24 protein-coding genes are annotated in these 26,612 nt (G+C 67.7%); 8 read left to right on the top strand and 16 right to left on the bottom strand.

Annotated features, from left to right (window positions below):
* The first annotated feature begins 42 nt into the window (after positions 1-42).
* The 5 genes from pheS (at position 43) to BrevBR_RS05725 (ending at position 5,099) form a co-directional block, all read left to right on the top strand.
* Entirely contained in the window at positions 43-1,119 is a 1,077-nt protein-coding gene (gene pheS, locus BrevBR_RS05745; RefSeq protein ID WP_340000260.1) for a phenylalanine--tRNA ligase subunit alpha, read from the top strand.
* Positions 1,119-1,517: a hypothetical protein gene (locus tag BrevBR_RS05740; RefSeq protein WP_332641566.1), complete on the top strand. Its 399-nt coding sequence runs from the start codon at positions 1,119-1,121 to the stop codon at positions 1,515-1,517. The genes pheS and BrevBR_RS05740 overlap by 1 nt, the downstream gene beginning before the upstream one ends.
* A 32-nt stretch (positions 1,518-1,549) precedes the next feature.
* Positions 1,550-1,981 (top strand): hypothetical protein, encoded by a 432-nt coding sequence (locus BrevBR_RS05735; RefSeq protein WP_332641565.1) that lies wholly within the window; start codon positions 1,550-1,552, stop codon positions 1,979-1,981.
* Positions 1,978-4,386, top strand: coding sequence for a phenylalanine--tRNA ligase subunit beta (gene pheT / locus BrevBR_RS05730; protein ID WP_340000259.1), 2,409 nt, complete (start codon positions 1,978-1,980; stop codon positions 4,384-4,386). Before BrevBR_RS05735 ends, pheT begins: the two co-directional genes overlap by 4 nt.
* A 98-nt stretch (positions 4,387-4,484) precedes the next feature.
* The gene (locus BrevBR_RS05725; protein ID WP_332641563.1) at positions 4,485-5,099 is read left to right on the top strand and encodes a DUF1134 domain-containing protein; all 615 of its coding nucleotides are present in this window, start codon (positions 4,485-4,487) and stop codon (positions 5,097-5,099) included.
* A 4-nt stretch (positions 5,100-5,103) separates the two neighbouring features.
* On the opposite strand, the gene BrevBR_RS05720 is transcribed toward BrevBR_RS05725, so the two are convergent.
* From BrevBR_RS05720 to thpR, 4 genes are all read right to left on the bottom strand, one after another.
* Positions 5,104-5,985 (bottom strand): SDR family NAD(P)-dependent oxidoreductase, encoded by an 882-nt coding sequence (locus tag BrevBR_RS05720; protein ID WP_340000258.1) that lies wholly within the window; start codon positions 5,983-5,985, stop codon positions 5,104-5,106.
* Between the two features lie 9 nt (positions 5,986-5,994).
* Positions 5,995-7,230, bottom strand: a complete 1,236-nt coding sequence (locus BrevBR_RS05715; RefSeq protein ID WP_332641561.1) for an NAD-dependent epimerase/dehydratase family protein — start codon at positions 7,228-7,230, stop codon at positions 5,995-5,997.
* A gap of 93 nt (positions 7,231-7,323) precedes the next feature.
* Complete coding sequence (locus BrevBR_RS05710) at positions 7,324-7,851, bottom strand: GNAT family N-acetyltransferase (protein WP_340000257.1); 528 nt, start codon at positions 7,849-7,851, stop codon at positions 7,324-7,326.
* Between the two features lie 8 nt (positions 7,852-7,859).
* Positions 7,860-8,399: an RNA 2',3'-cyclic phosphodiesterase gene (thpR, locus tag BrevBR_RS05705; RefSeq protein WP_332641559.1), complete on the bottom strand. Its 540-nt coding sequence runs from the start codon at positions 8,397-8,399 to the stop codon at positions 7,860-7,862.
* 124 nt (positions 8,400-8,523) lie between these two features.
* Between thpR and BrevBR_RS05700 the strand changes: the two genes are divergently transcribed.
* Positions 8,524-9,267 carry a Bax inhibitor-1/YccA family protein gene (locus BrevBR_RS05700; protein ID WP_340000256.1) on the top strand — a complete coding sequence of 248 codons (744 nt, stop codon included), beginning with the start codon at positions 8,524-8,526 and terminating at the stop codon, positions 9,265-9,267.
* A 102-nt stretch (positions 9,268-9,369) separates the two neighbouring features.
* Here the strand turns inward: BrevBR_RS05700 and BrevBR_RS05695 are convergent, their stop codons facing one another.
* The 3 genes from BrevBR_RS05695 to BrevBR_RS05685 all read right to left on the bottom strand — a co-directional run bounded on the left by BrevBR_RS05695 (position 9,370) and on the right by BrevBR_RS05685 (position 12,631).
* On the bottom strand, positions 9,370-9,702 hold the full coding sequence (locus BrevBR_RS05695) for a DUF2794 domain-containing protein (protein ID WP_332641557.1): 333 nt from the start codon (positions 9,700-9,702) through the stop codon (positions 9,370-9,372).
* Positions 9,703-10,049: 347 nt separating this feature from the next.
* Positions 10,050-11,378 (bottom strand): trypsin-like peptidase domain-containing protein, encoded by a 1,329-nt coding sequence (locus tag BrevBR_RS05690; protein WP_340000255.1) that lies wholly within the window; start codon positions 11,376-11,378, stop codon positions 10,050-10,052.
* Positions 11,379-11,440: 62 nt separating this feature from the next.
* Complete coding sequence (locus BrevBR_RS05685; RefSeq protein ID WP_340000254.1) at positions 11,441-12,631, bottom strand: acyl-CoA dehydrogenase; 1,191 nt, start codon at positions 12,629-12,631, stop codon at positions 11,441-11,443.
* A gap of 142 nt (positions 12,632-12,773) precedes the next feature.
* On the opposite strand from BrevBR_RS05685, the gene BrevBR_RS05680 reads away from it, so the two are divergent.
* Positions 12,774-13,040, top strand: a complete 267-nt coding sequence (locus BrevBR_RS05680) for a DUF6356 family protein (protein WP_332641554.1) — start codon at positions 12,774-12,776, stop codon at positions 13,038-13,040.
* Between the two features lie 11 nt (positions 13,041-13,051).
* Positions 13,052-14,236 carry a CaiB/BaiF CoA transferase family protein gene (locus tag BrevBR_RS05675; protein WP_340000253.1) on the top strand — a complete coding sequence of 395 codons (1,185 nt, stop codon included), beginning with the start codon at positions 13,052-13,054 and terminating at the stop codon, positions 14,234-14,236.
* Positions 14,237-14,358: 122 nt separating this feature from the next.
* Here the strand turns inward: BrevBR_RS05675 and BrevBR_RS05670 are convergent, their stop codons facing one another.
* The 9 genes from BrevBR_RS05670 to BrevBR_RS05625 all read right to left on the bottom strand — a co-directional run bounded on the left by BrevBR_RS05670 (position 14,359) and on the right by BrevBR_RS05625 (position 26,580).
* Entirely contained in the window at positions 14,359-14,676 is a 318-nt protein-coding gene (locus BrevBR_RS05670) for a hypothetical protein (protein ID WP_340000252.1), read from the bottom strand.
* A 48-nt stretch (positions 14,677-14,724) separates the two neighbouring features.
* A complete protein-coding gene (locus tag BrevBR_RS05665) occupies positions 14,725-15,111 on the bottom strand; it encodes a hypothetical protein (protein ID WP_340000251.1) in 387 nt (128 codons plus the stop codon).
* A gap of 13 nt (positions 15,112-15,124) precedes the next feature.
* Positions 15,125-16,714: a 2-oxoglutarate dehydrogenase complex dihydrolipoyllysine-residue succinyltransferase gene (odhB, locus tag BrevBR_RS05660; RefSeq protein WP_445214743.1), complete on the bottom strand. Its 1,590-nt coding sequence runs from the start codon at positions 16,712-16,714 to the stop codon at positions 15,125-15,127.
* A gap of 65 nt (positions 16,715-16,779) precedes the next feature.
* Positions 16,780-19,815, bottom strand: coding sequence for a 2-oxoglutarate dehydrogenase E1 component (locus BrevBR_RS05650; RefSeq protein ID WP_340000250.1), 3,036 nt, complete (start codon positions 19,813-19,815; stop codon positions 16,780-16,782).
* Positions 19,816-19,984: 169 nt separating this feature from the next.
* Complete coding sequence (sucD, locus tag BrevBR_RS05645; RefSeq protein WP_332638933.1) at positions 19,985-20,887, bottom strand: succinate--CoA ligase subunit alpha; 903 nt, start codon at positions 20,885-20,887, stop codon at positions 19,985-19,987.
* A gap of 6 nt (positions 20,888-20,893) precedes the next feature.
* Positions 20,894-21,460 carry a hypothetical protein gene (locus tag BrevBR_RS05640; RefSeq protein ID WP_340000249.1) on the bottom strand — a complete coding sequence of 189 codons (567 nt, stop codon included), beginning with the start codon at positions 21,458-21,460 and terminating at the stop codon, positions 20,894-20,896.
* Positions 21,460-22,650: an ADP-forming succinate--CoA ligase subunit beta gene (gene sucC / locus BrevBR_RS05635; protein ID WP_332638931.1), complete on the bottom strand. Its 1,191-nt coding sequence runs from the start codon at positions 22,648-22,650 to the stop codon at positions 21,460-21,462. The genes BrevBR_RS05640 and sucC overlap by 1 nt, the downstream gene beginning before the upstream one ends.
* 84 nt (positions 22,651-22,734) lie before the next feature.
* Positions 22,735-24,246 (bottom strand): spinster family MFS transporter, encoded by a 1,512-nt coding sequence (locus BrevBR_RS05630; RefSeq protein WP_340000248.1) that lies wholly within the window; start codon positions 24,244-24,246, stop codon positions 22,735-22,737.
* Between the two features lie 135 nt (positions 24,247-24,381).
* On the bottom strand, positions 24,382-26,580 hold the full coding sequence (locus BrevBR_RS05625) for a TonB-dependent receptor (protein ID WP_340000247.1): 2,199 nt from the start codon (positions 26,578-26,580) through the stop codon (positions 24,382-24,384).
* Positions 26,581-26,612: the final 32 nt, after the last annotated feature.

The raw sequence follows: 26,612 nt of genomic DNA, 5'->3' as shown, positions 1-26,612 counted from the left end.
GGGCTTTTTGCTTTGCGCCCCAACCGCTAGACGAAGCGCGACATGACCGACCTGAACCAGCTTGAACTCGACCTCATCAACGCCATCGGCTCGGCGGAGACCGCCGCGGCGGTCGAGGAACTGCGCGTGGCGGCGCTGGGCAAGTCCGGCTCCATCTCGGGCCTGCTGAAGGGCATGGGCGCGCTGAGCCCCGACGAGCGGCGCGAACAGGGCCCGGTCATCAACGGCCTGCGCGACCGGGTGTCGTCGGCCCTGACTGCCCGCAAGGCCGAGCTGGAAGCCGCCGAACTGGACATCCGGCTGCAGGCCGAGCGGATCGACCTGACCCTGCCGGCGCGTCCGCGCCGCAAGGGTTCGGTGCATCCCACCATGCAGGTGATGGACGAGATGATCGCCCTGTTCGCCGACATGGGGTTCGCGGTCGCCGAAGGCCCGGACATCGAGGACGACTTCCACAATTTCACGGCCCTCAACTTCCCGCCCAAACACCCGGCGCGGGAGATGCACGACACCTTCTTCCTCAGGCCCGATCCGGACACCGGCGAGCGCAAGGTGCTGCGCACCCACACCAGCCCGGTGCAGGTGCGGACCATGATGACGCAGAAGCCGCCGATCCGGATCATCGCCCCCGGCCGCACCTTCCGTAAGGACAGCGACGCAACCCACACGCCGATGTTCCATCAGGTCGAGGGGCTGGTCATCGACCGCGACATCCACATGGGCCACCTGAAGTGGACGCTCGAGACCTTCGTCGCCCGCTTCTTCGAGGTGGACGGCGTCGACGCGCGCTTCCGCCCGCACCATTTCCCGTTCACCGAACCATCGGCCGAGATGGACATCCGCTGCGATCGCTCGGGCGGCGAGCTGAAGCTGAACACCGGCGACAGCTGGATGGAGATTCTCGGCTGCGGGATGGTGCATCCCAATGTGCTGCGAAACTGCGGCATTGATCCGGACGAATACCAGGGCTTCGCCTTCGGCATGGGCGTGGATCGCCTGGCCATGCTGAAGTACGGCATTCCGGATCTGCGCCCGATGTTCGACTCCGACACGCGGTGGCTGGCCCATTACGGCTTCTCCGCCTTCGCCGCCCCCAACTCCGCAACCGGACTGTCCTGATGACCGACCAGCCTTTTTCCCCCACGGCGCCGACCCGCACGCTCGACCCGCTGGCGACCGCCTTCACCGGCGCCACTTTCGCGCTGTTCGATCTCTATCGCGCCAGTGTCCAGGCCGGCGGCGGGGTGATGATCGAGGGCCGGACCTTCACGGACTGCGTGTTCGAAGGGCCGGCGCTGATGCTTGTCCTGGAAGGCGTCCATTTCGAAAGCACCAATTTCGGGCCGACCGGAGGCGACATGCGCAACATGCTGTTCAAGCCGATGGGCAATGTGGGGATCGGCGCAATTCCGGTGCGCAACTGCACCTTCACCAACTGCCGCTTCAACACGCTGGGGATCACGGGGAACGAGGATCTGCTTCAGATGCTGATCGATAACGTCCCCACGGTCGGCTAGCGGCCAGACCTGAAATCGAGAGACATGAACGCATGACCGACCAGACCCCGACCATGTCCGCCGAGGAAGCCGCTGGCCGCGCCCTGGTGGCGCGCACCAGCTTCGAAAAGGAAGCCGTCTGGCTGCCCCAGCTGGCGGTCCAGCACTGGAACGCAGGCCAGATGATGATCGACGGCAAGACCTTCACCGACTGCATCATCGAAGGACCGGCGGTGATGGCCGTGATGAACGGGACCGTGTTCGACAACTGCGCCATGGGAACGACGACGGACGTCCGCAATCTTCTGTACCGGCCCCTCAGCGTCAGCAAGCTGGCGGGCGTGATCGGCATGTCCAACTGCCGCTTCCTGCGCTGCCGCTTCGTCCAGGTGGGCTTCACCGGGTCAGACGAACTGCTGGAAGAGCTCCAGGGCGGCGTGAAAACCCTGTCTGACATCTCGACGCCTTCCGGAAGTCTCGCGTGAAATTCACCCTCTCCTGGCTGAAGGAGCATCTCGACACGGACGCCGACATCGCGGCCGTGGCCGAAGCCATGACCATGGCCGGTCTGGAGGTCGAGGAGGTCCACGACCCGATCGCCGCCCTGGCGCCCTTCACGGTCGCACGGATCGTTTCGGCCGAACGCCATCCCAACGCCGACCGCCTACAGGTCTGTCAGGTCGAGACGGTCGACGGGGTGAAGGAGATCGTCTGCGGCGCGCCGAACGCGCGCGCGGGCCTGACCACCATCTATGCGCCGATCGGCGCCTTCGTGCCGGGGCTGGGCGTGACCCTTGTCGAGAAGCCGGTGCGCGGCGTGGTCTCGAACGGCATGCTGTGTTCGGCCTCGGAGCTGGAGCTGGCGGACGAGAGCGACGGCATTCTGGAACTGTCCGACGATCTGACCGTCGGAACGCCCGCGGCTGGCGTCTTCGGCGCCGAGCCGGTGATCGATTTCGAAGTGACGCCGAACCGGCCCGACTGGCTGGGCGTGGCGGGCATTGCGCGCGATCTGGCTGCGGCCAGTCTGGGTCAGCTGAGGACGCCGCCAGTGGTCCCGGTGGCGGGCCGCTATCCCTCGCCGATCACCGTGCGCATCGAGGCGCCGGAGATGTGCCCGACCTTCTCCGGACGGATGATCCGCGGCGTGAAGAACGGTCCGTCGCCCGAGTGGCTGCAGCAGCGGCTGACGGCCATCGGCCTGCGCTCGATCAACCGGCTGGTCGATGTCACCAATCTGATCGCCTACGACCGCTGCCGGCCTCTACACGTTTATGACGCCGCCAAGCTGGTCGGCGGCGAGATCGTGGTCCGCGGCGGCCAGGTCGCGAAAGACAGCGGCGAGCACGAGCACCTGATCGCGCTGGACGGCAAGACCTATACGATTGATCCGGCGATCTGCGTCATCGCCGATGCGGGCGGCGAACGACCCATCGGTCTGGGCGGCGTCATGGGCGGCGAATCGACCGGCTGTTCGGACGACACCGTCGATGTCTTCCTCGAGAGCGCCTGGTTCGATCCGATCCTGACGGCCCAGACGGGCCGCACGCTGGCGATCAGCTCCGACGCCCAGTACCGGTTCGCGCGCGGCGTGGATCCGGCCTTCATGGTCCCCGGGCTGGAACTGGCCACGCGCCTGATCCTGGACCTGTGCGGCGGCGAGCCCTCCGAGGTGGTCGTGGCGGGGCAGGCGCTGGCTGATCCGGCGCCATTCGCCTTCGACCCGGCCCGGGTCGGCCAGCTGACCGGCCTGTCTCTGGACGAGGACCGCATCGCTGAAATCCTGACCCGGCTGGGCTTCGAGATCGCTCGCGGCGCTTCGTGGAGGGTGACGCCGCCGTCGTGGCGCCGCGACGTCGAGGGTCCCGCCGATCTGGTCGAGGAAGTCGCGCGCATCCAGGGCTATGACGATCTGCCGTCGACCCCGCTTCCCGATCAGGGCGCGCCGTCGCGCGGGGTCCTGAACCCGCGTCAGGCTCGCGTTCGCCGCGCCCGCCGGGCCCTGGCCGCCATGGGCTATGCCGAGGCCGTCACCTGGTCCTTCACCAAACAGTCGACCGCGGCCCTGTTCGGCGGCGGTGACGACCGACTGCTGGTCGAGAACCCGATCGCGGCGGATCTGGACTGCATGCGGCCCTCGGCCCTGCCCAATCTGATCCAGGCCGCCGCCCGCAACGCCGCGCGCGGCCACGCCGACGCCGCCCTGTTCGAGATCGGCCCCGTCTATCTGGACGACAGCCCGACCGGCCAGCGCACGGTCATCGCCGGCCTGATCGCGCCGCGATCGGCTCGCCATTGGGGCGGCGGCGCCGAGGAGGCCCTGTTCGGCCTCAAAGGGGACCTGATGGCGCTGCTGGAGGAGCTTGGCGCGCCGGTCGGCTCGCTGCAGCTGGTTCAGGGGCAGAACCGCGACTGGTGGCACCCCGGCCGTTCGGCGCGCCTGCAACTGGGCCCGAAGACCGTAATCGTCGAATTCGGCGCCCTGCACCCGCGCGTGCTCAAGGCGCTGGACGCCGACGGGCCGATGCTGGCGTTCGAGATCGTGCTGGATGCTGTTCCCGAACCGCGTGGCGCGAAGTCCAAGGCGCGCGGTCCCGCCAATCTCGCCAATCTGATGCCGCTGACCCGCGACTTCGCCTTCGTGGTCGAGGATGGCAAGGCCGTGGGCGATCTGGTCCGGGCGGCCGCCGGGGTCGACAAGACCCTGATCGCCGAGGTGCGGGTGTTCGACGTGTACCGCGGCCCCGGCGTGCCCGAGGGCATGAAATCGGTGGCGCTGGAGGTCGTGATCCAGCCCGTCGAGGCGACCCTGACCGAGGCCGGGATCGAGGCCCTGTCGGCCCGGATCGTCGCGGCGGCGGGCAAGCTGGGCGCGACACTACGGACCTGAGCCGACGCGGCGGCAATCTCTCGTTAACCTTGCCGCCGCAAGGCTGACGCAAAAGGCGGCGACGGTGGTTCGTCCCGCCTCGCGCTGAGAGATTCGCCATGCATCGCCGCCAACTGATCCTGTCCGGCCTCGCCGCCACCGCCGGCGCCGCGGGCCTGTCCGCCTGCGCCACCAACGGTCAGCCGGGCGACCCCGCCTATCCGATCGCCTCGGACCAGCAGGCTCCGGCCTATACGGCCGACGAACTGATCGCCGCCGGCTCGCGCGAACTGGGCATCGCCGCCGAGGCCCTGGGCAGCGCCATCGAGCGCATCTTCGCGGAACAGGGCGACCGCCCGACCGCCTATATCGCTGGCGAGGAAGCGTCCGGCGCAGCGGGCATCGGCGCCCGCTACGGCCGCGGCGCCCTGCATATGAAGGACCTGTCGGCCTCGCAGGAGGTGTTCTGGCAGGGCATTTCCATCGGCTGGGACGTCGGCGGCAACGCCAGCCGCGTCTTCACCCTGGTCTACGGCCTCTACCACCCGGACATGATCTATCGCCGCTATCCCGGCGTGGAGGGCTCGGCCTATCTGGTCGGCGGCCTGGGCGTGAACTACCAGCGCGCCGACGGCATCGTCCTGGCCCCGATCCGCACCGGCGTCGGCCTGCGCCTCGGCGCCAACGTCGGCACCATGGCCTACAGCCGCCAGCGGAACCTGCTGCCGTTCTAGGTCGCTACCGCCCGGTCTCACTTTCGATGAGGGCGTCGAGTCCCTCGCGCCAGGTCGCATAGCGCGGCCGCCAGCCCAGCTCGGCCTTGGCGCGGGCGTTCGAGAGCCGTTTGCTGTCCAGATAGAAGCGGCGCATCGCGTCGCTGACGGACGGGTCGTGCCAGTCGACCTCGGGCGGGACCGGCAGGCCCAGCCGACGCGCGGCTCCCTCGATCACCACGTCGGCCGGCGCGGGCTCGTCGTCGCATAGAATATAGGCAGCGCCGGGCCGGGGCCGCGCCATAGAGGCGAACAGGCCCGAGACTGCGTCATCGACATGGATGCGGTTGAACACCTGACCCGGCTTTCTCACCAGCCGGGCCGTGCCGTCGCGCAAACGGTCCAGCGGCGAGCGGCCAGGGCCGTAGAGGGCAGGCAGGCGGAAAATCTGCACCGTCAGCCCCATGCCCTGGGCCGCGTCCAGCCAGTCGCGTTCCGCCCGCACCCGCCGCGCACCTTCCAGGCTGGCGGCGTTCAGCTCGCTGTCCTCCAGCGCCCAGCCCCCGCCCCGGTCGCCATAGACGGCCGTGGAGGAGACATAGCCGATCCAGTCGGGCCACGATCCCGACGCGGTGATCGCGGGCGCGAGCGCCTTCAGGCCCGGGCAGCCGTTGGGCTCGGGCGGGGCGGTGACAAGGATGGACGATGCCCGGGCGACCGCCGCTGTCAGGGCTGCGGCGTCGGCCGGATCGATGGCGACGAAGCCTTCCGTCATCAGGGTGTCGCGGGTTTCGGGGTCGCGGCTGGTCAGAATCGCCCTGCCGCCGCGCCGAACCGCCTCACGCGCCGCCGCCTGGCCCAACCAGCCGCCGCCGAAGACCAGCAGGGATGAGGGGTCGTCCGACATGGAGGCGTCTCAGGCCGACCGGGCTTGAACCGGCGCCCTGGGCGGGGCGGTCAGGGTGAGTTCGGTCTGCACCGCCCTGGCCCGCTTGCTGTTCCAGCTGGACACGCAGGGGACCTTGCTGAGGTCGGCCCGGTCGGCGTAGCGGCGGGCGATTTCGGTCACGTCCTGCATCAGGCCCTCGGCGAGGGTGATCGGCTTGAGGCCGAGTTCGCGGAACTGGTCGTTGGCGACGACCAGTTCGTTCTCGTCGGCTTCCTGGCGCGGATTGGGGACGTTGTGGATTTCAGCGCCGGTCATGTCAGCGATCATGGCGGCCAGGTCGCGCACCCGGCGGCTTTCGGTCATCTGGTTCAGAATCTTGACCCGCTCTCCCGATTTGGGCGGATTGGCCAGGGCCAGTTCGACACAGCGCACCGTGTCCTGAATGTGGATGAACGCCCGCGTCTGCCCGCCCGTGCCGTGCACGGTCAGCGGATAGCCGACCGCCGCCTGCATCAGGAAGCGGTTCAGCACCGTGCCGTAGTCGCCGTCGTAGTCGAACCGGTTGATCAGCCGCTCGTCCTGTCGGGTCTCCTCGGTCTGGGCGCCCCAGACGATGCCCTGGTGCAGGTCGGTGATCCGTACGCCGTCGTTCTTGGCGTAGAACTGGAACAGCAGGGCGTCCTGGGTCTTGGTCATGTGGTAGATCGAGCCCGGGTTCGGCGGGAACAGGATCTCCTGCTCTGCCGGGCCGAAGTCCGTGTCGACGGTGACCTTCAGATAGCCCTCGGGGATGCGCAGGCCGGCCGTGGTGTAGCCATAGACGCCCATGGTGCCCAGGTGGGCCAGGTGGACGTCCTGCCCGCTCTCGACGATGGCGGCGAGCAGATGGTTGGTGGCGTTCAGATTGTTGTCGACCGTGTACAATTTATGCCGGGCCGACTTCATCGAATAGGGCGCGGCCCGCTGTTCGGCGAAATGGACGACACTGTCGGGCTTCCAGTCGCGGATCAGCGCGACGAGGCGGTCGAACTCCTTGCCGACCGTCATGTTGACGAACTCGATCGTCTTGCCGCTGACGTCCTTCCAGGCGGCGATGCGTTCGCCCATCGTCCGGATCGGGGTCAGGGACTGGACCTCCAGTTCGTTGTCGATATTGCGCCGGCTCAGGTTGTCGACGATGCAGACGTCCCAGCCGCGCGCGGACAGATGCAAGGCTGTCGGCCAACCGCAGAAACCGTCGCCGCCCAGAACAAGAACCCGCATTCGACCATCCCTCGTGATTTCGACATCCTGCCTACCGGATGGCGGCGCGGGGTCAAAGCTTGACCTTGTAACGCGCGAACGGGCGGATCGGCCTCAACCGCTCCGGCGCGCCCGCCAGTTCTCGCGGCTCTGGCCCCAGCGGTCCATGGTCAGTTCGTGGAACGGCGGCGGCAGCCGCGTCGGGCCGAGGTTGCGGGAGCCGACGCGGTTGGCCAGCCGTTGCGACGGGATGTTGTCCGGATCGATGCAGTGGATGACCTCGGTCCAGCCCAGCACGTCGAAGGCGTAGTCCAGAGCCGCCGTAGCCGCCTCGACGCCGTAGCCCTTGCCCTGTGCGTCGGGATGCAGACCCCAGCCCACCTCGGTTCCCGGCCAGCCATGAGGCTGCCAGGGTCCGATCCGGCCCAGCCACAGGCCCGTGCGGCGCTCTATCAGCGAGAACATCGAGACGCCCGTCAGGCTCCAGGCCCCGGCCATGGTCATGAAGCCGCGCCAGGCGACCGCCGCCGGCTGGGCCCCGCCGAGGAATTTCGCCGCCTCGGGATCGCCCATCATCTCGGCCCAGCGGGGAAAGTCCTCCAGGGCGATGGGACGCAGGGTCAGGCGTTCTGTTTCAAGCACTGGTCCGGTCAAAGCAGATATTCCCGTTCGAGTTCATAGTGGCTGCCGTCGTGGGTCAGGACGCTGGAGTAGAGACCGAACCGGTCGATCCGGATCGGTGGCGAACGCAGCAGATTGTGCCCCGCGATCCAGGCGCCGATCCGGTCCGGATTGGCGTGCGGTTTCAGGTAGGCCAGCGTCAGATGAGGGCGATAGTCGCGGCGCTCGACGGGGATATGGGCCCGTTCGGCGGCGCTGCGGGTGCGTCCGGCCAGCACCGACAGCCGTTCGTTGGGCTCTACCCCGGCCCAAAGGGTCTGGGTGCGATGGCCGTCGCCGAAAGCGCCGACGCCCTGCAGGGCGATCTCGAACGGTCCGCCCGTCGCCGCCCGCTCCAGCTCCACGGCCAGGTCGTCGGCGCGGCGGCCGTCCACCTCGCCATAGAAGGTCAGGGTGATGTGCAGCTGTTCGGCCGTCCGCCATCTCGCGCCGGGCAGGCCGGTCTGGCGGCGCGCCAGGGTTTCGGCCGCGTCGTCGGGAACGGACAGGGCGGTGAACAGGCGGATCATGCGACCCTTGGTAGCGGCTGGGAACGCCGGCCCCAAGTCCGGTTTTCCTTGCGGAAGGTGCGGGGCGGCCCGATATTTGTGCATCGGCCGGGATCGCCCGGTCAAATGGAGGATCGATTTCGCCATGAGCGATTTCAGAAACGGTTATACGGCGCCCGCGACAGCCGACATGTCTGTGGACGCCGGTCTGCGCAGCTTCATGCTGGGCGTCTACAACAAGGTGGCCGTCGGCCTGCTGGTGTCGGCCGTGCTGGCCTTCATCACCGGCTCGTACCCGCCCGTTCGCGACCTGATGTATCAGATCACGCCGGACGGACGTCTGGCCGGCTTCACCCTGCTGGGCATGATCGTGGCCTTCGCGCCGCTGGTGGTCCTGCTGGGCTCCAATTTCGTGATGAAGAACCCGACGTCCGGCGGCGCCAGCGCGCTGTACTGGCTGATCGTGGCACTGATCGGCGCCTCGATGGGCACGGTGGTTCTGGTCTATACGGGCGCGTCCGTGGTCCAGACCTTCCTGATCACGGCCGCCGCCTTCGGCGCGCTCAGCCTGTTCGGCTACACGACCAAAAAGGACCTGACGGGTTTCGGCAGCTTCCTGATCATGGGCGTGATCGGCCTGATCATCGCCATGGTCGTCAACATGTTCCTGCAGAACTCGATGATGCAGCTGATCATCAGCGTTCTGGGCGTGCTGATCTTCGCGGGCCTGACCGCCTACGACACCCAGCGGCTGAAGATGACCTACTACGCCCTCGGCGGTAATCAGAACGCCATGGGCGTGGCCACCAGCTACGGCGCGCTGAGCCTGTACATCAACTTCATCAACATGTTCCAGTTCCTGCTGGCGCTGTTCGGCGGCCGCCGCTGATGTAGCGGTTGTCGCGGGTGTATCGCCCCGGCGGCTTTCGGCGTGAAACCTCGATAGCCGCGACAATCAAGGAAAAGGCCCCGGTGCGAGCCGGGGCCTTTTTCAATCGACGATCGTGAATTTCCGGCTGTCGAAGACCCGCAGCACCTGGGCCAGCTCCCGCCCCCGGCGCAACACATGGCCGCCTTCTCCGATGACCGCCCACTGGCCCTGTTTCAGGCGCAGGGCCGGCCGTTTCTCGATGCGGTAGAGAGGCGCGTCCCCCGACCTCCGAAAGACGGCGAATTCGGCCACGTCGCGGTGGCCGACCATGGCGTAGTCGCGCCATTCGGCGGCGGCGACCATCCGGCCATAGACCCTGAGAATCAGGTCCAGTTCCTTGCGGTCGAAGAAGACCGGACCGGGCAGGGACTGCAAATCAGCTGCGTCGCTCATCAGCATCAGGTTACGCTGACATTCGCGAAACGCCAGACTCCCCCTGGCCGTGCACCAGCGTCTTCAACGAACACTGTGTCGGCAAGAGCAGCCTGCCGCACAAATCGCACCGAACATGAAATCGCCTCGCTTCCGCCCATCGCCCGCCGCCTTGCGGGGTGAAGTCTGGGTCATCGGCTCGCTGGAGTTCGGAGCAGTTCCGGATCCTGAACAGCCCCCCCAGCCCCTCCTGGATTTCTCCACCAAGGGCTCCGGCGGGCCGATGCTTCCTCCAAAGCGAGACGCCCGCTCCGCCACCCTCCCCCCTCCGGCAGAGCGGGCGTTTTGCTGTCCGGCGTCGGGTTGGATCAGGGCAGGCGGATCTCGACCGTGTCCTCGCCGCGTGTGACCGACAGGGTCCGTTCCCCCGTTCCGTCCATCGCCTGCGCCAGCGCAGCCAGGTCCGCGATGGGCTGACCGCCGATCGAGCGAATCATGTCTCCGGCCTGCAGATCGGCGGCCGCCGCGACCGACCCGCCCTCGACGGAAAACACCTGCAGCCCGTCGCTTGCCAGACGAACCGCCGCCCCGCGAGCGATCACGGCGTCGGCCCCCGCGATGACCGGACGGTCGCCCGGCGCCTCGACGGTGATGGTTGTGCGGCCCTCGCGGCCGTCCCGCAGATAGACGATCTCGACCTGGGTTCCCGGAGCGGCAATGCCCACCGTGGCGGCCACCGTACCGGCGTTCGACACGGGACGATTCTGGATTCGGGTGATCACGTCGTCGCGGCGCAGGCCGCCCCGCTCGGCCGAAGAGCCCGGGGCGATGTCCTCGACCACGGCGCCGCGCACGATGCCCAGACCGAAGGCGCGCGACCGCTCGGCGTTCAGCGAGCCGAGGATGACGCCGGTGGTCCCCCGTTTGACCTCGCCGCTCTCGCGCAACTGGGCCACGACATACATCAGGATGCGGCTGGGCACGGCGAAGGCGATGCCGTCGTTGCCGCCGCCGCCGCCCGACAGGATGGAGGTGTTGATGCCGATCAGCCGGCCCCGGCTGTCCAGCAGCGGCCCGCCCGAATTGCCCGAGTTCACGGCCGCGTCGGTCTGGATATAGTCCTCGATCCGGTCGCCCATGCCCGAACGGCCCAGACCCGAGATCACGCCCATGGTCAGGGTCTGGTCCAGGCCCAGCGGATAGCCGACCGCGAAGGCCAGGTCGCCGGTGCGCAGCGAATCGGAATTGACCACCTCGATCTGCGACAGGCCCAGCGTCCTGTCTCCGGCCTCGATCTTCAGCACGGCCAGGTCGGTGGCCTTGTCGGTGCCGATCAGGATGGCGTCGAAGATGCGGCCGTCAGTCATGTCGACGGTGAATTTCCGCCCCCCCTCGACCACGTGATTGTTGGTGACGACAATGCCTTCGCGCGCGTCGATGATGGCCCCGGACCCGCTGGACACCGGCTTGGGTTCGTTTTCGCCCGAGCTGGGGCCTTCGGACTGGCCCAGTGTCGTGACCTGGACGACGGCGGGCAGGGCGCGCTCGAGGCCGGTGGCGAAGGTGAAGACCCCGCGCACGGCGTCGAACGGCACCGGCGACTGCTGGGCCGCGGCGGGCGAGGCCGCCAGCAGCGGAATCGCCGCGGCGAGCGCCAACATGGACAGTCCGCCGGCCCGAAGATTGAAACGCCGCATCGCTGGATCCCCCGTCATGGCCCGACCCTAGCGCGGGAAACGGCGGGTTGTCGAAGCCAAACCTAGAAGGCGCTTTCGCCCGTGATGGCCCGGCCCAGGATCAGGGCGTGAACGTCGTGCGCGCCCTCGTAGGTGTTGACCGTCTCCAGATTCATGGCGTGGCGCATGACGTGCATCTCGCCGGTGATGCCCGCGCCGCCGTGCATGTCGCGGGCCTCGCGGGCGATGGCCAGGGCCTTGCCGCAGTTGTTGCGCTTCATCATCGAGATGGCCTCGGGAACCCATGCGCCCTGATCCAGCAGCCGGCCCAGCGCCAGCGCGCCCTCGAAGCCGAGGAAGATCTCGGTCTGCATGTCGGCCAGCTTCTTCTGCACGAGCTGGCGCGACGACAGCGGGCGGCCGAACAGCATGCGCTCGCCGACATAGTCGCGGGTCAGGTGGAAACAGGCCTCGGCGGCGCCCATGGCCCCCCAGGCGATGCCGTAGCGGGCCTTGTTCAGGCAGGAGAACGGGCCGCGCAGCCCTTTGACGCCCGGCAGCAGGTTCTCTTCCGGCACGAAGACGTCGTTCAGGCCGATATCGCCGGTGATCGAGGCGCGCAGGCTCAGCTTGTCGCCGATCTTGTCGGTGGTGAAGCCGTCCATGCCGCGCTCGACGATGAAGCCGCGGATCACGTCGTCCAGCTTGGCCCAGACCACGGCCAGGTCGCTGATCGGGGAGTTGGTGATCCAGTATTTGGCCCCGTTGAGCCTGTAGCCGCCCTCGACCTTGACCGCCTTGGTCTTCATCGAGGCCGGGTCGGAGCCGCCGTCGGCCTCGGTCAGGCCGAAGCAGCCGACCAGTTCGCCGGCGGCCATGCGGGGCAGGAAACGCATCTTCTGCTCTTCCGAGCCGAAGGCGTAGATGGGGTACATGGCCAGCGAGGACTGGACCGACATGGCCGAGCGGTAGCCGCTGTCGACCGCCTCGATCTCGCGCGCGATCAGGCCGTAGGCGACGTGGCTGACCGAGGAGCCGCCGTACTGTTCCGGCAGCATGGCGCCGAGGAAGCCCATCTCGCCCAGCTCCGTCATGATGGCCCGGTCGAAGGTCTCGTCGCGGAAGGCCTCGACCACGCGGGGCAGCAGCTTCTCGCGGGCGTAGGACCGCGCCGCGTCCTGGATCATCCGCTCGTCGTCGGTCAGCCGGCCCGACAGGTCCAGCGGGTCGTCCCAGCGGAAGGTCTTGTGCGAAGCGGAGGCGCCGTCGGCCATGGGTCGTCTTTCCTGAGCGGGTTTCGGGACCTTGCGCGATCGTGAGCGGAATTGACCGCCGGCCCCCTGTTCTGACGCGCGGTTTAGGCCAGAATGGCGCCGACGGGTAGTGGGCCGGCTCGTCGCAAGCTAGACTGTCGCCATGATCCGCACCTTGAATCGCCTGTTCCTCGAACACCCGCGCGAAGTGGAGGAGAGCTATCTCCACCACATGGCTGCCTCTTCGCGTTTCGGCTTCCGCCTGCTGAAGCTGGCCGGCTGCGCCTTCATGCACGCGCTGGTGCCCGGTGTTCACAAGGCGACCGTGTCCAGGGCGGTCTGCTGCATGGCCGAGGAGCTGGACGGACGGGCCCGCGAGGCGCGCGAGTGCCGCATGCGCGACGCCGGGGTCTGGGACCCGGGCCTCTGACCAACCCCGCTGTGACCTACGGCCCCCTCTACGGCGTTCGCGTCCTGGATCTGTCACGCGTGCTGGCCGGGCCGTGGGCGACCCAGATGCTGGCCGACCTCGGGGCCGAGGTGATCAAGATCGAGCGGCCCGGCGTCGGCGACGACACCCGCCATTGGGGCCCGCCCTTCACCACGAAGACGGACGGATCGAAGGGCGACGCGGCCTACTTCCTGTGCGCCAACCGGGGCAAGAAGTCCGTCGAGCTGGACCTCGCGACGCCCGAGGGCGCGGCGGCCATCCGCGAGCTGGCGAAGACCTGCGACGTGGTGGTCGAGAATTTCAAGACCGGCGGGCTGAAGAAGTACGGCCTCGACCAAGCGGCCCTGTCGGCGGTCAATCCGAAGCTGGTCTATTGCTCGATCACCGGCTTCGGCCAGGACGGGCCGGACGCGCACCGCGCCGGCTACGACTATATGATCCAGGCCATGGGCGGGCTGATGTCGATCACGGGCCAGCCGGACGGGGCGCCGGGCGCCGAGCCGATGAAGGTCGGGGTGGCGGTCGTGGACCTGTTCACCGGCCTGTACGCCTCCAACGCCATTCTGGCGGCCCTGATGCATGCGCGGGCGACGGGGCAGGGCCAGCATGTCGACATCGCCCTGTTCGACGTTCAGGCCGCCATGCTGGCCAATCAGGCGACCAATTTCTTCGTCTCGGGCAAGGCGCCGACGCGGATGGGCAATGCGCATCCGAACCTGGCCCCCTATCAGCCCTTCCCCTGCGCCGACGGCATGGTGGTCATCGCCGTGGGCAATGACGGCCAGTTCCGGGCGCTTTGCGGGGCGCTGGGGGCCGAGGGGATGGGCGCCGATCCGCGCTTCCTGACCAACGCCCTGCGCATCGAGCACCGCGCGGCCTTGACGGCCGAGCTGTCGGCGCTGACAGCGGGCCAGACCATGCACGGGCTGATGGCGTCGCTGGAGGCGGCGGGGGTGCCCTGCGGACCGGTCAATACGGTCGATCAGGTGTTCGACGAGCCGCAGGCGAAGCATCGCGGGCTGGAGGTGACGCAGGCGCGCGCCGATCTGGCCGGGCCGGTGCGGACGGTGGCCTCGCCGATCCGGATGTCGGCGACGCCGGTCGTCTATGACCGGGCCCCGCCGGCGCTGGGACAGGATACGGAGCAGGTTTTGCGCGGACTGCGGAAAACATAGTCCGGATGGTCCGGATAGTCCGGCTGACGGGTCGGCGCTGCTGCTGAATTCGATTGTCAAAGACCGACCCGAAGAGGTGCGGCCATCGAACCATACGGCTACGTCAAATCTGGACGCAGGCTCTATGAGCCAACGAGAAATCCCAGGCCGATGGCCGCGAGGAGCGCGAGCGGGCCCGCCTTGCGAACGGGTTTCGGGTTGACAGGATCGGCGTCCTCGATCCGTTCGGCTCCGCCCCGCAGCCGTTCCAGCAGCGTCCGCGCGGCGGCCGCCTGATCGTTCGGCACGGACATGTTCACCCCGCCGAGGGCCTGCAGCACCAGAGGATTGGTCTTCACATGCTCGGCCCCGCCCAGCACGGGATCGTAGCCGTCGGCGCGCAGGCGGGACGCCGCGATCTCGGCCTCGTAGACATCGGCGAAACGGGCGATCTCGATCATCGTCATCATTCCCAGATAGGGATGATTCACGGTCGGGCCAGCACCGGGTCAGCCGGCGATGCGGCGGAGCAGCGCCTCGACAAGCGGGTAAAACAGCATCGCCCCCGCGATCAACACGATCGGCAGGATGTCCAGCCAGGCGGGATTGGCGCCCTTGTACCCGGATCCGTGAAGGCTGCGGGTCAACTCGATCGCAAGCTGGGATTGCTCGTCGGACCCGCCGGGATATCCCTCGGCGAACGCGCCGTCATAGGCCTGCTTCAGAAGCGCATAGGCCCTGGCGGCCTGACCCCTCTTCACAAGCAGCTTGGTGTAGGTCGGCGCCTTGTAGCCGCTGCAATCCAGCGTCGCGGGGGACATCCGGTGCAGCCTGAGAAAATCGGCGGCGAGCGCCGCACATTCCGGATCGAAAAAGCGTGCGACCTCGATCCGCAACCCGATCGCTCTCCTACAGGTCCAGCAGCGCCCGGGCCGGGTCTTCCAGCAGTTCCTTGACGCGGACGAGGAAGGTCACCGCCTCCTTGCCGTCGACGATGCGGTGATCATAGCTGAGGGCCAGGTACATCATCGGGCGGATCAGCACCTCGCCGTTCACCGCCATCGGGCGCTGGACGATGTTGTGCATCCCCAGGATGCCCGACTGCGGCGCGTTCAGGATCGGCGTCGACATCAGCGAGCCGTACGTGCCGCCGTTGGTGATGGTGAAGGTGCCGCCCTGCAGCTGGTCCAGGGTCAGGTCGCCGTCGCGGGCCGCCTTGCCGAGGGCCGCGATGCCCTTCTCGATGCCCGCCAGCGACAGTTGGTCCGCGTCGCGCAGGACGGGAACGACCAGCCCCTTCTCGGTGCCGACGGCGACGCCGATGTCGTAGTGGTTCTTGTAGATGATGTCCGTGCCGTCGATCTCGGCGTTGACGGCCGGGATCTCCTTCAGGGCCGCGACGATGGCCTTGGTGAAGAAGGACATGAAGCCCAGCTTCACGCCGTGGCGTTTCTCGAACGCTTCCTTGTACTGCGCGCGCAGGGCCATGACGTTGGTCATGTCCACCTCGTTGAAGGTGGTCAGCTGGGCTGCGGTGTTCTGCGATTCCTTCAGGCGGCGCGCGATGGTCTGGCGCAGGCGGGTCATCCTGACCCGCTCCTCGCGCGGCTGGTCGGGGCGCGGGGCGGCCGGCGCGGCCTGGGCCGGGGCCTGAGCGGCCGGAGCCGGAGCGGCGCCGATGGCGGCGACGGCGTCGGCCTTGGTGATGTTGCCCTTGGGCCCGGTGGCGGCCAGCGCCTTCGGGTCGAGGTTGTTCTCGGTCACCACGCGCTGGACGGCGGGCGACAAATGCGGCGCGTCGCCGGCCTTGATCTGGGCCGAGCCGGCGTTGGCCGAGCCGCCGGAAGCGGGGGCGGCGGCGGGCGCGGCGGCCGGGGCGGCGCCCTCGCCTGAGGCGGCAATGCTGCCGATCTGCTGGCCGGGGGTCACGGTCGAACCGGCCTCGGCGACGATGGTCAGGACGCCGGCGGCGGGAGCGGAAACCTCGACGGCGACCTTGTCGGTTTCGATCTCGACCAGCATCTCGTCCTTGGCGACCGTGTCGCCCGACTTCTTCAGCCAGGTTCCCATCGAGCCCTCGGCGACGCTCTCGCCCATGGTCGGGGTCATGATCGGGACCGCGCCGCCCGGGGCGGCGGCCGGAGCCGGGGCTGCCGGGGCGGCCGGCGCGGGCTCGGCGGCGGGGGCCGGAGCCGCTTCAGCCTTCGCGGCCGGCGCGGCCTTCGCCTCGGGCTTCGGAGCCTCGGCGGCGGGCGCCGCGGCGGCGCCTTCGGTGACCACGCCCAGCACGGCCCCGGGGGTCACGGTCTCGCCGTCGGGGGCCTTGATCTCGGACAGGACGCCGTCGGCGGGCGAGACGACCTCCAGCGAGACCTTGTCGGTTTCCAGCTCGACCAGGACCTCGTCCTTCTTCACCGGATCTCCGGCCTTCTTCGTCCATTTGCCGATGGTGGCTTCGGTGACGGATTCGCCGAGGGCGGGGGTCAGGATGTCGGCCATGGGACGGGCTCTCTCAGGTTCGTTCGTTTGTCATCCCGGAAACCGTCAGGTTATCCGGGGCGGGTTCAGGCGAAGGCGTCGGTCAGGAAGGCGTCGAGTTCTTTCAGGTGCCGGCTCATCAGGCCGGCGGCGGTCGAGGCCGAGGCCGGCCGACCGACGTAGCGGGCGCGCTTCGACTTCACGGAAAGCTTCTCCAGCGTCAGTTCGATCCACGGATCGACGAAGGTCCAGCCGCCCATGTTCCTGGGCTCTTCCTGGCACCACACCAGTTCGGCGTTGGGGAAGCGGGCCAGTTCGGTCATCAGCGACTTCATCGGCCACGGATAGAACTGCTCGAGACGCATCAGATAGACGTCCTCGCCGCCCTTGCCGTCGGCGACGTTCTTCTCGCGGCGGTCCAGCAGGTCGTAATAGACCTTGCCCGAGCACAGGACGACGCGGCGGATGTCCTTGTCGGCCTTGATCTTGATGCCGGAGACTTCGGGCCGTGTCTGGGCGTCGTCGTGCAGCACGCGGTGGAAGGAGCTGCCCTCGGCCATGTCGGCGATGGTCGAGACCGCCTTCTTGTGCCGCAGCAGGCTCTTGGGCGTCATGATGATCAGCGGCTTGCGGAACGGCCGGTGCATCTGGCGGCGCAGGATGTGGAAATAGTTGGCCGGGGTGGTGCAGTTGGCGACCTGGATGTTGTCCTCGGCGCACTGCTGCAGGAAGCGTTCGAGACGGGCCGAGGAGTGTTCCGGGCCCTGCCCCTCGTAGCCGTGCGGCAGCAGCATGGTCAGGCCGCACATGCGCAACCATTTGCGCTCGCCCGAGGTGATGAACTGGTCGATCACGACCTGGGCGCCGTTCACGAAGTCGCCGAACTGGGCCTCCCACATGACCAGGGTGTTGGGGTCGGTCAGGGCGTAGCCGTATTCGAAGCCGAGGACGGCCTCTTCCGACAGGGCGGAGTCGATGACCTCGAACTCGGCCTGGCCTTCGCGCAGGTGGTTCAGCGGGACGTAGCGGGCCTCGGTGGTCTGGTCGACGATGCCCGAGTGGCGCTGGGAGAAGGTGCCACGCACCGAGTCCTGACCCGACAGGCGGACCGGGAAGCCTTCGTCCAGCAGCGAGCCGAAGGCCAGGCTCTCGGCCGTGGCCCAGTCGATGTTCTGGCCGGTGGTGATCATTTCCCGGCGGCCGTCGATGACGCGTTTCAGCGTCTTGTGCATGTCGACGTCGTTGGGGATCTGGGTCAGGCGGTGGCCGAGATCGGCCAGCTTCGCCGCGGGCACGGAGGTCTCGCCGCGGCGCTCGTCGCCCTCGGGCAGGCCGATGCCCTGCCACTGGCCGTCCATCCAGTCGGCCTTCTTCGCCTCGAACGCCTTGCCGGCCTCGAACTCGGCGTCGAGGAAGGCCTCGAAGCGGGCGACCTCGGCGTCGACGGCGGCCTGATCGATGACCCCCTCGGCCACCAGACGCTTCGAATAGATCTCGCGCGTCGAGGGCAGGGCGCGGATCTTCGAATACATCAGCGGCTGGGTGAAGGTCGGATCGTCGCCTTCGTTGTGGCCGAAGCGGCGGTAGCAGAACATGTCCACCACCACGTCCTTGTGGAATTTCTGGCGGAACTCGGTGGCCACCTTGGCGGCGAAGACCACGGCTTCGGGGTCGTCGCCGTTGACGTGGAAGATCGGCGCCTGAACCATCAGGGCCACGTCCGACGGATAGGGCGAGCTGCGCGAGTTGCGCGGGCTGGTGGTGAAGCCGATCTGGTTGTTGACGACGAAATGCATCGTCCCGCCGGTGCGGTAGCCCTTCAGCCCCATCAGGGCGAAGCATTCGGCCACGACGCCCTGACCGGCGAAGGCGGCGTCGCCGTGGATCAGCAGGGGCATCACCTTCGACCGGTCCAGCGCCTTCTCGGCAGCGGCGTCGCCGCCTTCGGCGCGGGCCTCGCGGATGTCGAAGGCCTGTTTGGCGCGCGCCTTGCCCAGCACCACCGGATTGACGATCTCGAGGTGCGACGGGTTGGCGGTCAGGGACAGGTGGACGGTGTTGCCGTCGAACTCGCGGTCCGATGAGGCGCCCATGTGGTATTTGACGTCGCCCGAACCCTCGATGTCCGAAGGCACGGTCGAGCCGCCCTGGAACTCGTGGAAGATGGCGCGGTAGGGCTTGCCCATGACGGCGGCGAGGGTGTTCAGCCGCCCGCGGTGGGCCATGCCGAAGACGACCTCGTCGACACCCAGGGCGCCGCCGCGCTTGATGATCTGCTCCAACGCAGGAACCATGGCCTCGCCGCCGTCCAGACCGAAGCGCTTGGTGCCGGGGAAGCGTTTGTGCAGGAAGCGTTCGAAGCCCTCGGCCTCGATCAGCTTGTTGAGGATGGCCAGCTTGCCTTCCCGGGTGAACGCGTTCTGCTCGAACTTGTCCGGGCCTTCGAAGCGCGCCTGAAGCCAGGATTTCTCCTCGGGCTCGGCGATGTGCATGAACTGGATGCCGATGTTGCCGCAGTAGGTGCGGCGCAGGATGGACAGCACCTCGCGGATGCTGCCGGTCTGCAGGCCCAGGACGCCGTCCAGATAGATGGGGCGATCCAGATCGGCCTCGCTGAAGCCGTAGAATTCGGGCGTCAGTTCGGGGTTGTTGGTGGCCTGTTCGATGCCCAGCGGGTCGAGCGTCGCCTGCAGGTGGCCGCGCACGCGGTAGCTGCGGATCAGCATCAGGGCGCGGATCGAATCGTGAGCGGCGGCGCGGATCGCCTCGGCCGAGACGGCGGGGGCGGGGGCCGCGGTCGGAGCAGGCGCGGGCGCGACGCCGGGCTTCTTCGGATCGGGTTTCGGCCCAACCTTGGTCTCTGGCCAGCGGCCGTCGAAGACGGCGGAGGCTTCCGTCGGCTCCTGAACGACCGAACGGCCCCACGAGCCGGCGGCGCCCGAGGCGCGAACGCTCTCGGCGTTGTCCCGCAACTGGTCGAAGAAGGCGCGCCACTCGGCGGAAACGGACGCCGGATCGGCGGCCCATTTCTCGTGCAGGTCCTCGATGAACGAGGCGTTCGAGCCATAAAGGAAGCTGGTCTCGGCAAAGACCTGGTTCAGCCGACCGGCATCGTCCGCCATCGTATCGTCACGTCCCTTGGAGCGGTGCGCGCACGCCTGCGTACAACCGGCGCCGCTGATATAGGCGCTGTTTCCTTATCGGTCATGACCGAATGGGGGCGAAAGGGTCGAAATTCGCCCAATTCGGGTGAAATTCGTACATTCATTGTCCCGCCACTGAGACACGAATTCAGCCCTTGAGGACCTCCACCAGGGTCGTTCCGAGGCGCGCGGGCGAGGGCGAGACACGAATGCCCGCCGCCTCCATGGCCGCGATCTTGGACTCGGCGTCGCCCTTGCCGCCCGAGACGACGGCGCCGGCGTGGCCCATGGTGCGGCCCTTGGGCGCCGTGCGGCCGGCGATGAAACCGACCATCGGCTTGCGGCGTCCGCGCTTCGCCTCGTCGATCAGGAACTGGGCCGCGTCCTCTTCGGCCGCGCCGCCGATCTCGCCGATCATGACGATGGACTGGGTCTCGTCGTCGGCCAGGAACAGCTCCAGCACGTCGATGAATTCGGTGCCCTTGACCGGATCGCCGCCGATGCCGACGGCCGTGGTCTGGCCGAGGCCCTCGTTGGTGGTCTGGAACACCGCCTCATAGGTCAGGGTGCCCGAGCGCGAGACGATGCCGACATTGCCCTTCTTGAAGATCGAGCCCGGCATGATGCCGATCTTGCACTCTTCGGGGGTCAGGATGCCGGGGCAGTTGGGGCCCAGCAGCCGCGACTTCGACCGATCCAGCCGCGCCTTGACCCGAACCATGTCCAGCACCGGGATGCCCTCGGTGATGCAGGTGATGAAGGGCACCTCGGCCTCGATGGCCTCGAGGATGGCGTCGGCCGCGCCCGCCGGCGGGACATAGATCACCGAGGCGTCGGCGCCCGTGGCTTCCCTGGCCTCGGCGACCGAGGCGTAGATCGGCAGGCTCTCGCCCTCGGACCCGTGCCAGATCTCGCCGCCCTTCTTCGGGTGGACGCCGCCGACCATTTTCGTGCCGTAGTAGCGCAGCGCCTGTTCGGTGTGGAAGGTGCCGGTCTTGCCGGTCAGGCCCTGGACGATGACCTTGGTGTTCTTGTCGACGAGGATGGACATTGCGCTCTATTCGTTTGTCGAAGGGAGGAGGCGGATTTCCGGATCAGTGATCCGCACGAGTGCGACATTGAGAACCCCAGTCGCAGGATTGTAGACCATTCGCAGAAGACCTTTGCCGTTCCTGCTCCATTCGCGACCCTCACGGGGATCGCCTTCCGAGAGCGCCGGTCCGAGATCAGCGGAATAGTCGAGATCTGCGGCCAAGGCCGCGATTTCGGCTCGCCAATCCCCCTCAGGATTTCCGAGTTCCACCGAACAGGCCCGCTGAGCGGGGCGAAGTACTGGTCGGTCGCTTTCCGACCGCTGCTCCGAAGTGCTGTCTGTGCCTGTCAGCATCACCCTGGCAGCACCCACGCCGTAGCCCACGCCCCATTGCGGGCCGTCGGCGGTCGCGCGAAACAAAAGCTCGGACCATCCCTTTTCGGCCGCCAATGAGGCAAGGGCGGCCCGATCCATGTCGGTGTCTACGCAAGCAACTCTGGCCAAGCTTGCTGCCGTGCCGGATCGCGCCTGCGGCTCTGCGCACGCAGCCGTCGCGAGCCCGCACATTGCAATGGCCAGCAGCAACCGCATCACCCCACCGCCGCGACGATCTTCTGGGCGGCGTCGTCGAGGTCGTCGGCGGCGGTGATGGCCAGGCCCGACTGATTGAGGATGGCCTTGCCTTCCTTGACGTTGGTGCCCTCAAGGCGGACGACCAGCGGCACCTTCAGGCCCACTTCCTTCACCGCCGCGACCACGCCCTCGGCGATGACGTCGCAGCGCATGATGCCGCCGAAGATGTTGACCAGGATGCCCTTCACCGCCGGATCGGCGGTGATGATCTTGAAGGCCGCCGCGACCTTTTCCTTCGACGCGCCGCCGCCGACGTCGCAGAAGTTGGCGGGCTCGGCGCCGTACAGCTTGATGATGTCCATCGTCGCCATGGCCAGGCCGGCGCCGTTGACCATGCAGCCGATGTTGCCGTCGAGGGCGACATAGGCGAGGTCCCATTGCGAGGCCTCGATCTCCTTGGCGTCTTCCTCGGTCTCGTCGCGCAGTTCCTTGATGTCCGGGTGGCGGAACAGGGCGTTGCCGTCGAAGCTGACCTTGGCGTCCAGCACCCGCAGGTGACCGTCGGTCATGACGATCAGCGGATTGACCTCCAGCATCGACATGTCGGTGTCGACGAAGGCCTTGTAGAGGATGGGGAACAGGGTCTTGCCGTCCTCGGCCGCCGCGCCGGTCAGGCCGTAGGCGCCGTTGATCTCGGCCACGTTGGCGGCGGTGACGCCGGCTTCCGGGTCGATGTCGATGGTGACGATCTTCTCGGGGGTGTCGTGGGCCACCGCCTCGATGTCCATGCCGCCCTCGGTCGAGACGACGAACGAGACGCGCCCCGTGCCGCGGTCGACCAGCAGGGAGCAGTAGAGCTCGCGGTCGATGTCGGCGCCGTCCTCGATATAGAGGCGGTTGACCTGTTTGCCGGCGTCGCCGGTCTGGGCGGTCACCAGGGTGTTGCCCAGCATTTCCTTCGCATTGGCCACGACCTCTTCGATCGAGCGGGCCAGGCGCACGCCGCCCTTGGCGTCGGGGCCCAGTTCCTTGAACTTGCCCTTGCCGCGGCCGCCAGCGTGGATTTGCGATTTCACGACATACAGCGGGCCGGGCAGCTGGCGGGCCGCGGCCTCGGCCTGATCGACCGAGGTGATCGCCACGCCCTCGGCGACCGGCGCGCCAAAGCCCTTCAGGACCTGCTTGGCCTGGTATTCGTGAATGTTCATGGGAGGAGCCGCCGCAACGCTGGGGAAGAGTTGCGGCGCTTATAGGGGCTGCGCCTTCGCAGGCGCAACCGTGGTCTCGTTCCCTTACTCCACCCAGTCCTTCTTCAGCGTCCGTGAGGCGCCGATCAGCAGCAGGGACGCCAGCAGATAAAAGCCCATGCCGGTGTAGATGGCCCAGCGCAGGCTCTCGTCGCCGAAGCGCGGCGCCAGCAGGTCGCTCATCCAGCCGAAATAGTAGAAGCCGACGGCGATGCCGAGCAGGTTGTTGATCAGCAGGAACAGGGCCGAGGCCGTGGTCCGCATCGGCGCGGGCACCAGATGCTGCACCGCCGCCGTGATCGGGCCCAGCCACACCAGGTTCAGCCCGGTCGGAATGAGGAAGATCAGGAAGGCCATGGTCAGCGCCGCGACGCTGTTGCCGCCGCCGCCGGGCAGGACCTGCTCGATCACCCAGCCCGAGTTCATGGCGAGGATGAAACAGGGCGCCGAGATCAGGAAGGCGATGGCCGGCACCAGCGGATAGGCGCCCTTCGACCGTTTGCCCATCTTGTCGGCGACCATGCCGCCCAGCCAGATGCCGGCGATGCCGCCGACCAGGGCGATGCCGGAATAGTACCAGCTGACCTGGGTCAGGGTCAGGCCGAAGCTGCGCATGAAGAACAGCGGCAGCCAGCCGGCGACCCCATAGCCGCACACCGACGATGACGCGGCGCCCAGCGCCAGCAGCCAGAAGCTCTTCTTCTTCATCACCACCGAGGCGGTGGATCGGGAGATGAAGACCGACAGGCCGATCACCGCCAGCAGGCCGCCGGCGAAGAGCCAGACCGCGGCCGGCCCGGCGAGGCCGGCGCCGAGGCCCAGCTTCACCGCCCAGGCGGCGGCGGCTCCGGCGAGGATGAACAGGGCGAGGGCGACGTAAAGCCCGACCTTGCGCGAGGCGGCCGGGCCGGCGGCGGCGGCGGCGATCGCCGCGTGGGCGGCGGCGCTTTCCATGCCGCCCCGCTTCGGATCGCGCACGGTCAGGCGCAGCACCGGCGCCAGCAGCAGGCCAAGCAGGCCCACGACGATGAAGGCCGTCTGCCAGCCGAATTTCGCGGCCAGCAGGCCGCCGACCAAGGTGCCCGCAGCCGTGCCCAGCGGAATGCCGAAGGCGAAGCCGGCCAGGGCGCGCGCCCGCTGATGCGGCGGGAAATAGTCGGCCACCAGCGAATAGGACGGCGCCACGCCGCCCGCCTCGCCGATCCCGACGCCCATGCGGCACAGGAACAGCTGGGTGAACGATCCGGCTACGCCGCACAGGGCGGTGAAGCCGCTCCAGATGGTCAGGGCTGCGGTCATGATCCAGACCCGGCTGAACCGGTCGGCCAGCCAGGCGATCGGGATGGCCAGCGTCGAATAGACCGAGGCGAAGGCGATGCCGCCCAGCAGGCCGAACTGCTGGTCGCTGAGCTGGAAATGGGCCTTCAGGGGCGCGGCCAGGATGCCGATGATCTGCCGGTCCAGGAAGTTCAGCATGTAGACCAAGATCAGGATGGCCAGCACATAGTAGCGATAACCGGGCCGGATCGAGCTCTCGGCGGTATCCGTGGTCGTCATTGATCTTCCCCCGACGGTCTTCTTGTTGGCTGGGACGGTAGCGGCGCTTTCGGACAGCGCCAAAGAAAAAGGGCGGCGGCTCAGGAGAACCGCCGCCCGTGATCACATGCGATCAGGCTTCAGGATACGTGGCGATCAGAATTTGACCTTCAGCGAGGCGGTAACCGTCTGCGGCGGACCATAGTAGCCGATCAGCGAGTTATCGAAGAGCGCGCCGGGGAAGTTGTAGCCGCCGACCCGATACTCCTCGTCGGTCAGGTTCTTGCCGTACAGGCCCAGGGTGAAGCGGTCGGTCGGGTCGGTCCAGACGATCGACAGGTCAACCAGGGTGTAGGCCTGCTGGTCCAGCACCGGGTTCGGGAATTCGAACTGGCTGTAGTCGCCGCGATAGCTGACCGACGGGGTTACCGCCAGGTCGCCGCCCGCCACGTCGCCAACCCAGGTGAAGCCGAGGTAGCCGGTCCATTCCGGCGCATTCTGCAGCACCACCTGGTCGGAAATGTCCTCATATACGCCAAGCGCCAGGTTGTAGCGCAGGAACTCCTCGAAGTCGGAGTTCAGATAGCCGACCGCGAAGCTGGCCGAAAGGTTGTCGAGGATGCGCAGCTGGCCTTCGAACTCGGCGCCGTAGAAGGTCGAGGAACCCACGTTGTCGACGAAGCTGGCGATGCTGGCGCCGGCCGGCACCTGGGTGGTGACCTGCTGGTCCTGATATTCGTTGTAGAAGATCGAAGCGGCGAACGACAGACGGTCGAGGGCGCCCTTCAGGCCGATCTCATAGGAGTCGACCGTTTCCGGATCGTAGCCGTTGACGGTGTCCGGGGTCAGGATGGCGTCGCCCCGCATGTCGAAGCCGCCTGACTTGAAGCCCTGCGAGTACGAGGCGTAGGTCGTCATGTCGTCCGTCAGGTCGAAGGACAGGGCGATACGCGGCGTGAACTGGGTGAAGTCCTTGGAGTTGGTGTAGTTGGTTCGCAGCAGGGTCGGCGCGCGCGGCGTACCCCCCAGCAGCGGGCTGGCGACGGCGCCGGCGTAGTTGGCGCGGAACACCGTGCCGCGCTTGTCGTCCAGCGTATAGCGGAGGCCGAGGCCAAGGTGCAGGCGCTCGGTCAGGTCGAGGTTGACGTCGGCGAAACCTGCCCAGCTTTCGGTGTTGACCTCGCCGGCGGTGCCGATGACGAAGCCCGCGCCGCCGAGGATGGTGTCGAAGGCGCCTTCCGCATGACCGTCCAGATAGAAGAAGCCCATCACGCCCTGAATCCGGTCGTAATCGAACAGAAACTGGAACTCCTGGGTCAGCTGGTCGTCGGCGTAGTAGGCCGGGATATCCAGCGTCGGCGCCGGCGTGTTGTCGAAGTCGATGACCGTGTCGGTGTCGCCTTCGCGCCAGGCCGTGATCGACTTGAAGGTCCAGTGGTCGTTGAGGTTCAGCTGGAGGGTCGCCGAGGCGCCCTGGTTCATCACCGAGTTGTCGTCGCCGATGCCGGCGTTGGTGTCGTAAACGCTGGGCAGGACAGCGCCGGCCGGCGTCGCGCCCGCCACTTCGCGGTGACCGTGACGGGGGTTGGAATCGTCCTGGACACGATCATAGGCGAGGCGGATCGACATATCGTCGCGGGGTTCCCACTCGGCGCTGACGCGACCGGCCAGGACGTCCTTGTTGTAGTGCTCGGCGCCGGTGTTCAGGTTCGAGCCGTATCCGTCGCGCTGATACGAGGCGATGGCGCCGCCGACGCGGAAATTGTCGGCCAGCGGAACGCTGCCGGAGGCCATCAGGTCGATCTGGTTATAGCTGCCGTAGGCGCCGCGCAGCGTCAGTTCCGGGTCGCTCGACAGGCGGTTGGTGACGTATTTGACCGCGCCGCCGACGGTGTTGCGCCCATACAGCGAGCCCTGCGGGCCGCGCAGGACTTCGATGCGCTGGACGTCGTAGATGTCCAGCACGGCGCCCTGCGGGCGGGCGACGTAGACGTCGTCAACGTACAGGCCGACGCCGGGCTCGAAGCCCCAGAGCGGGTCCTGCTGGCCGACCCCGCGGATGAAGGAGATGAGGGTTGAGTTCGAGCCGCGGGCGACCTGAACGGTCGCGTTCGGGGTCTGCTGCTGCAAGGCGGTGATGTCCGCGGCGCCGGTCTGTTCCAGGCGTTCCTCACCAATGGCCGAGACCGAGATCGGCACGTCCTTCAGCAGTTCGTCGCGACGGCGCGCGGTGACGATGACGTCGTCGACCGAGGTCGCTCCTTCCTGAGGAACGGCGTCCTGCGCCATGGCGAAGGTGGAGAGCGCGCTCCAGGCGGCCCCGGCCAGCAAGGCCGTCTTGACGTAGCGATTCATGATTAGCCCCAATCCTGTGATTTCCAGCCGAG

Source organism: Brevundimonas sp. BR2-1, assembly GCF_037626195.1.
GTDB lineage: Bacteria > Pseudomonadota > Alphaproteobacteria > Caulobacterales > Caulobacteraceae > Brevundimonas.
The sequence above is the reverse complement of the archived record's forward strand: the minus strand, read 5'-3'. Positions and strand labels throughout refer to the sequence as shown.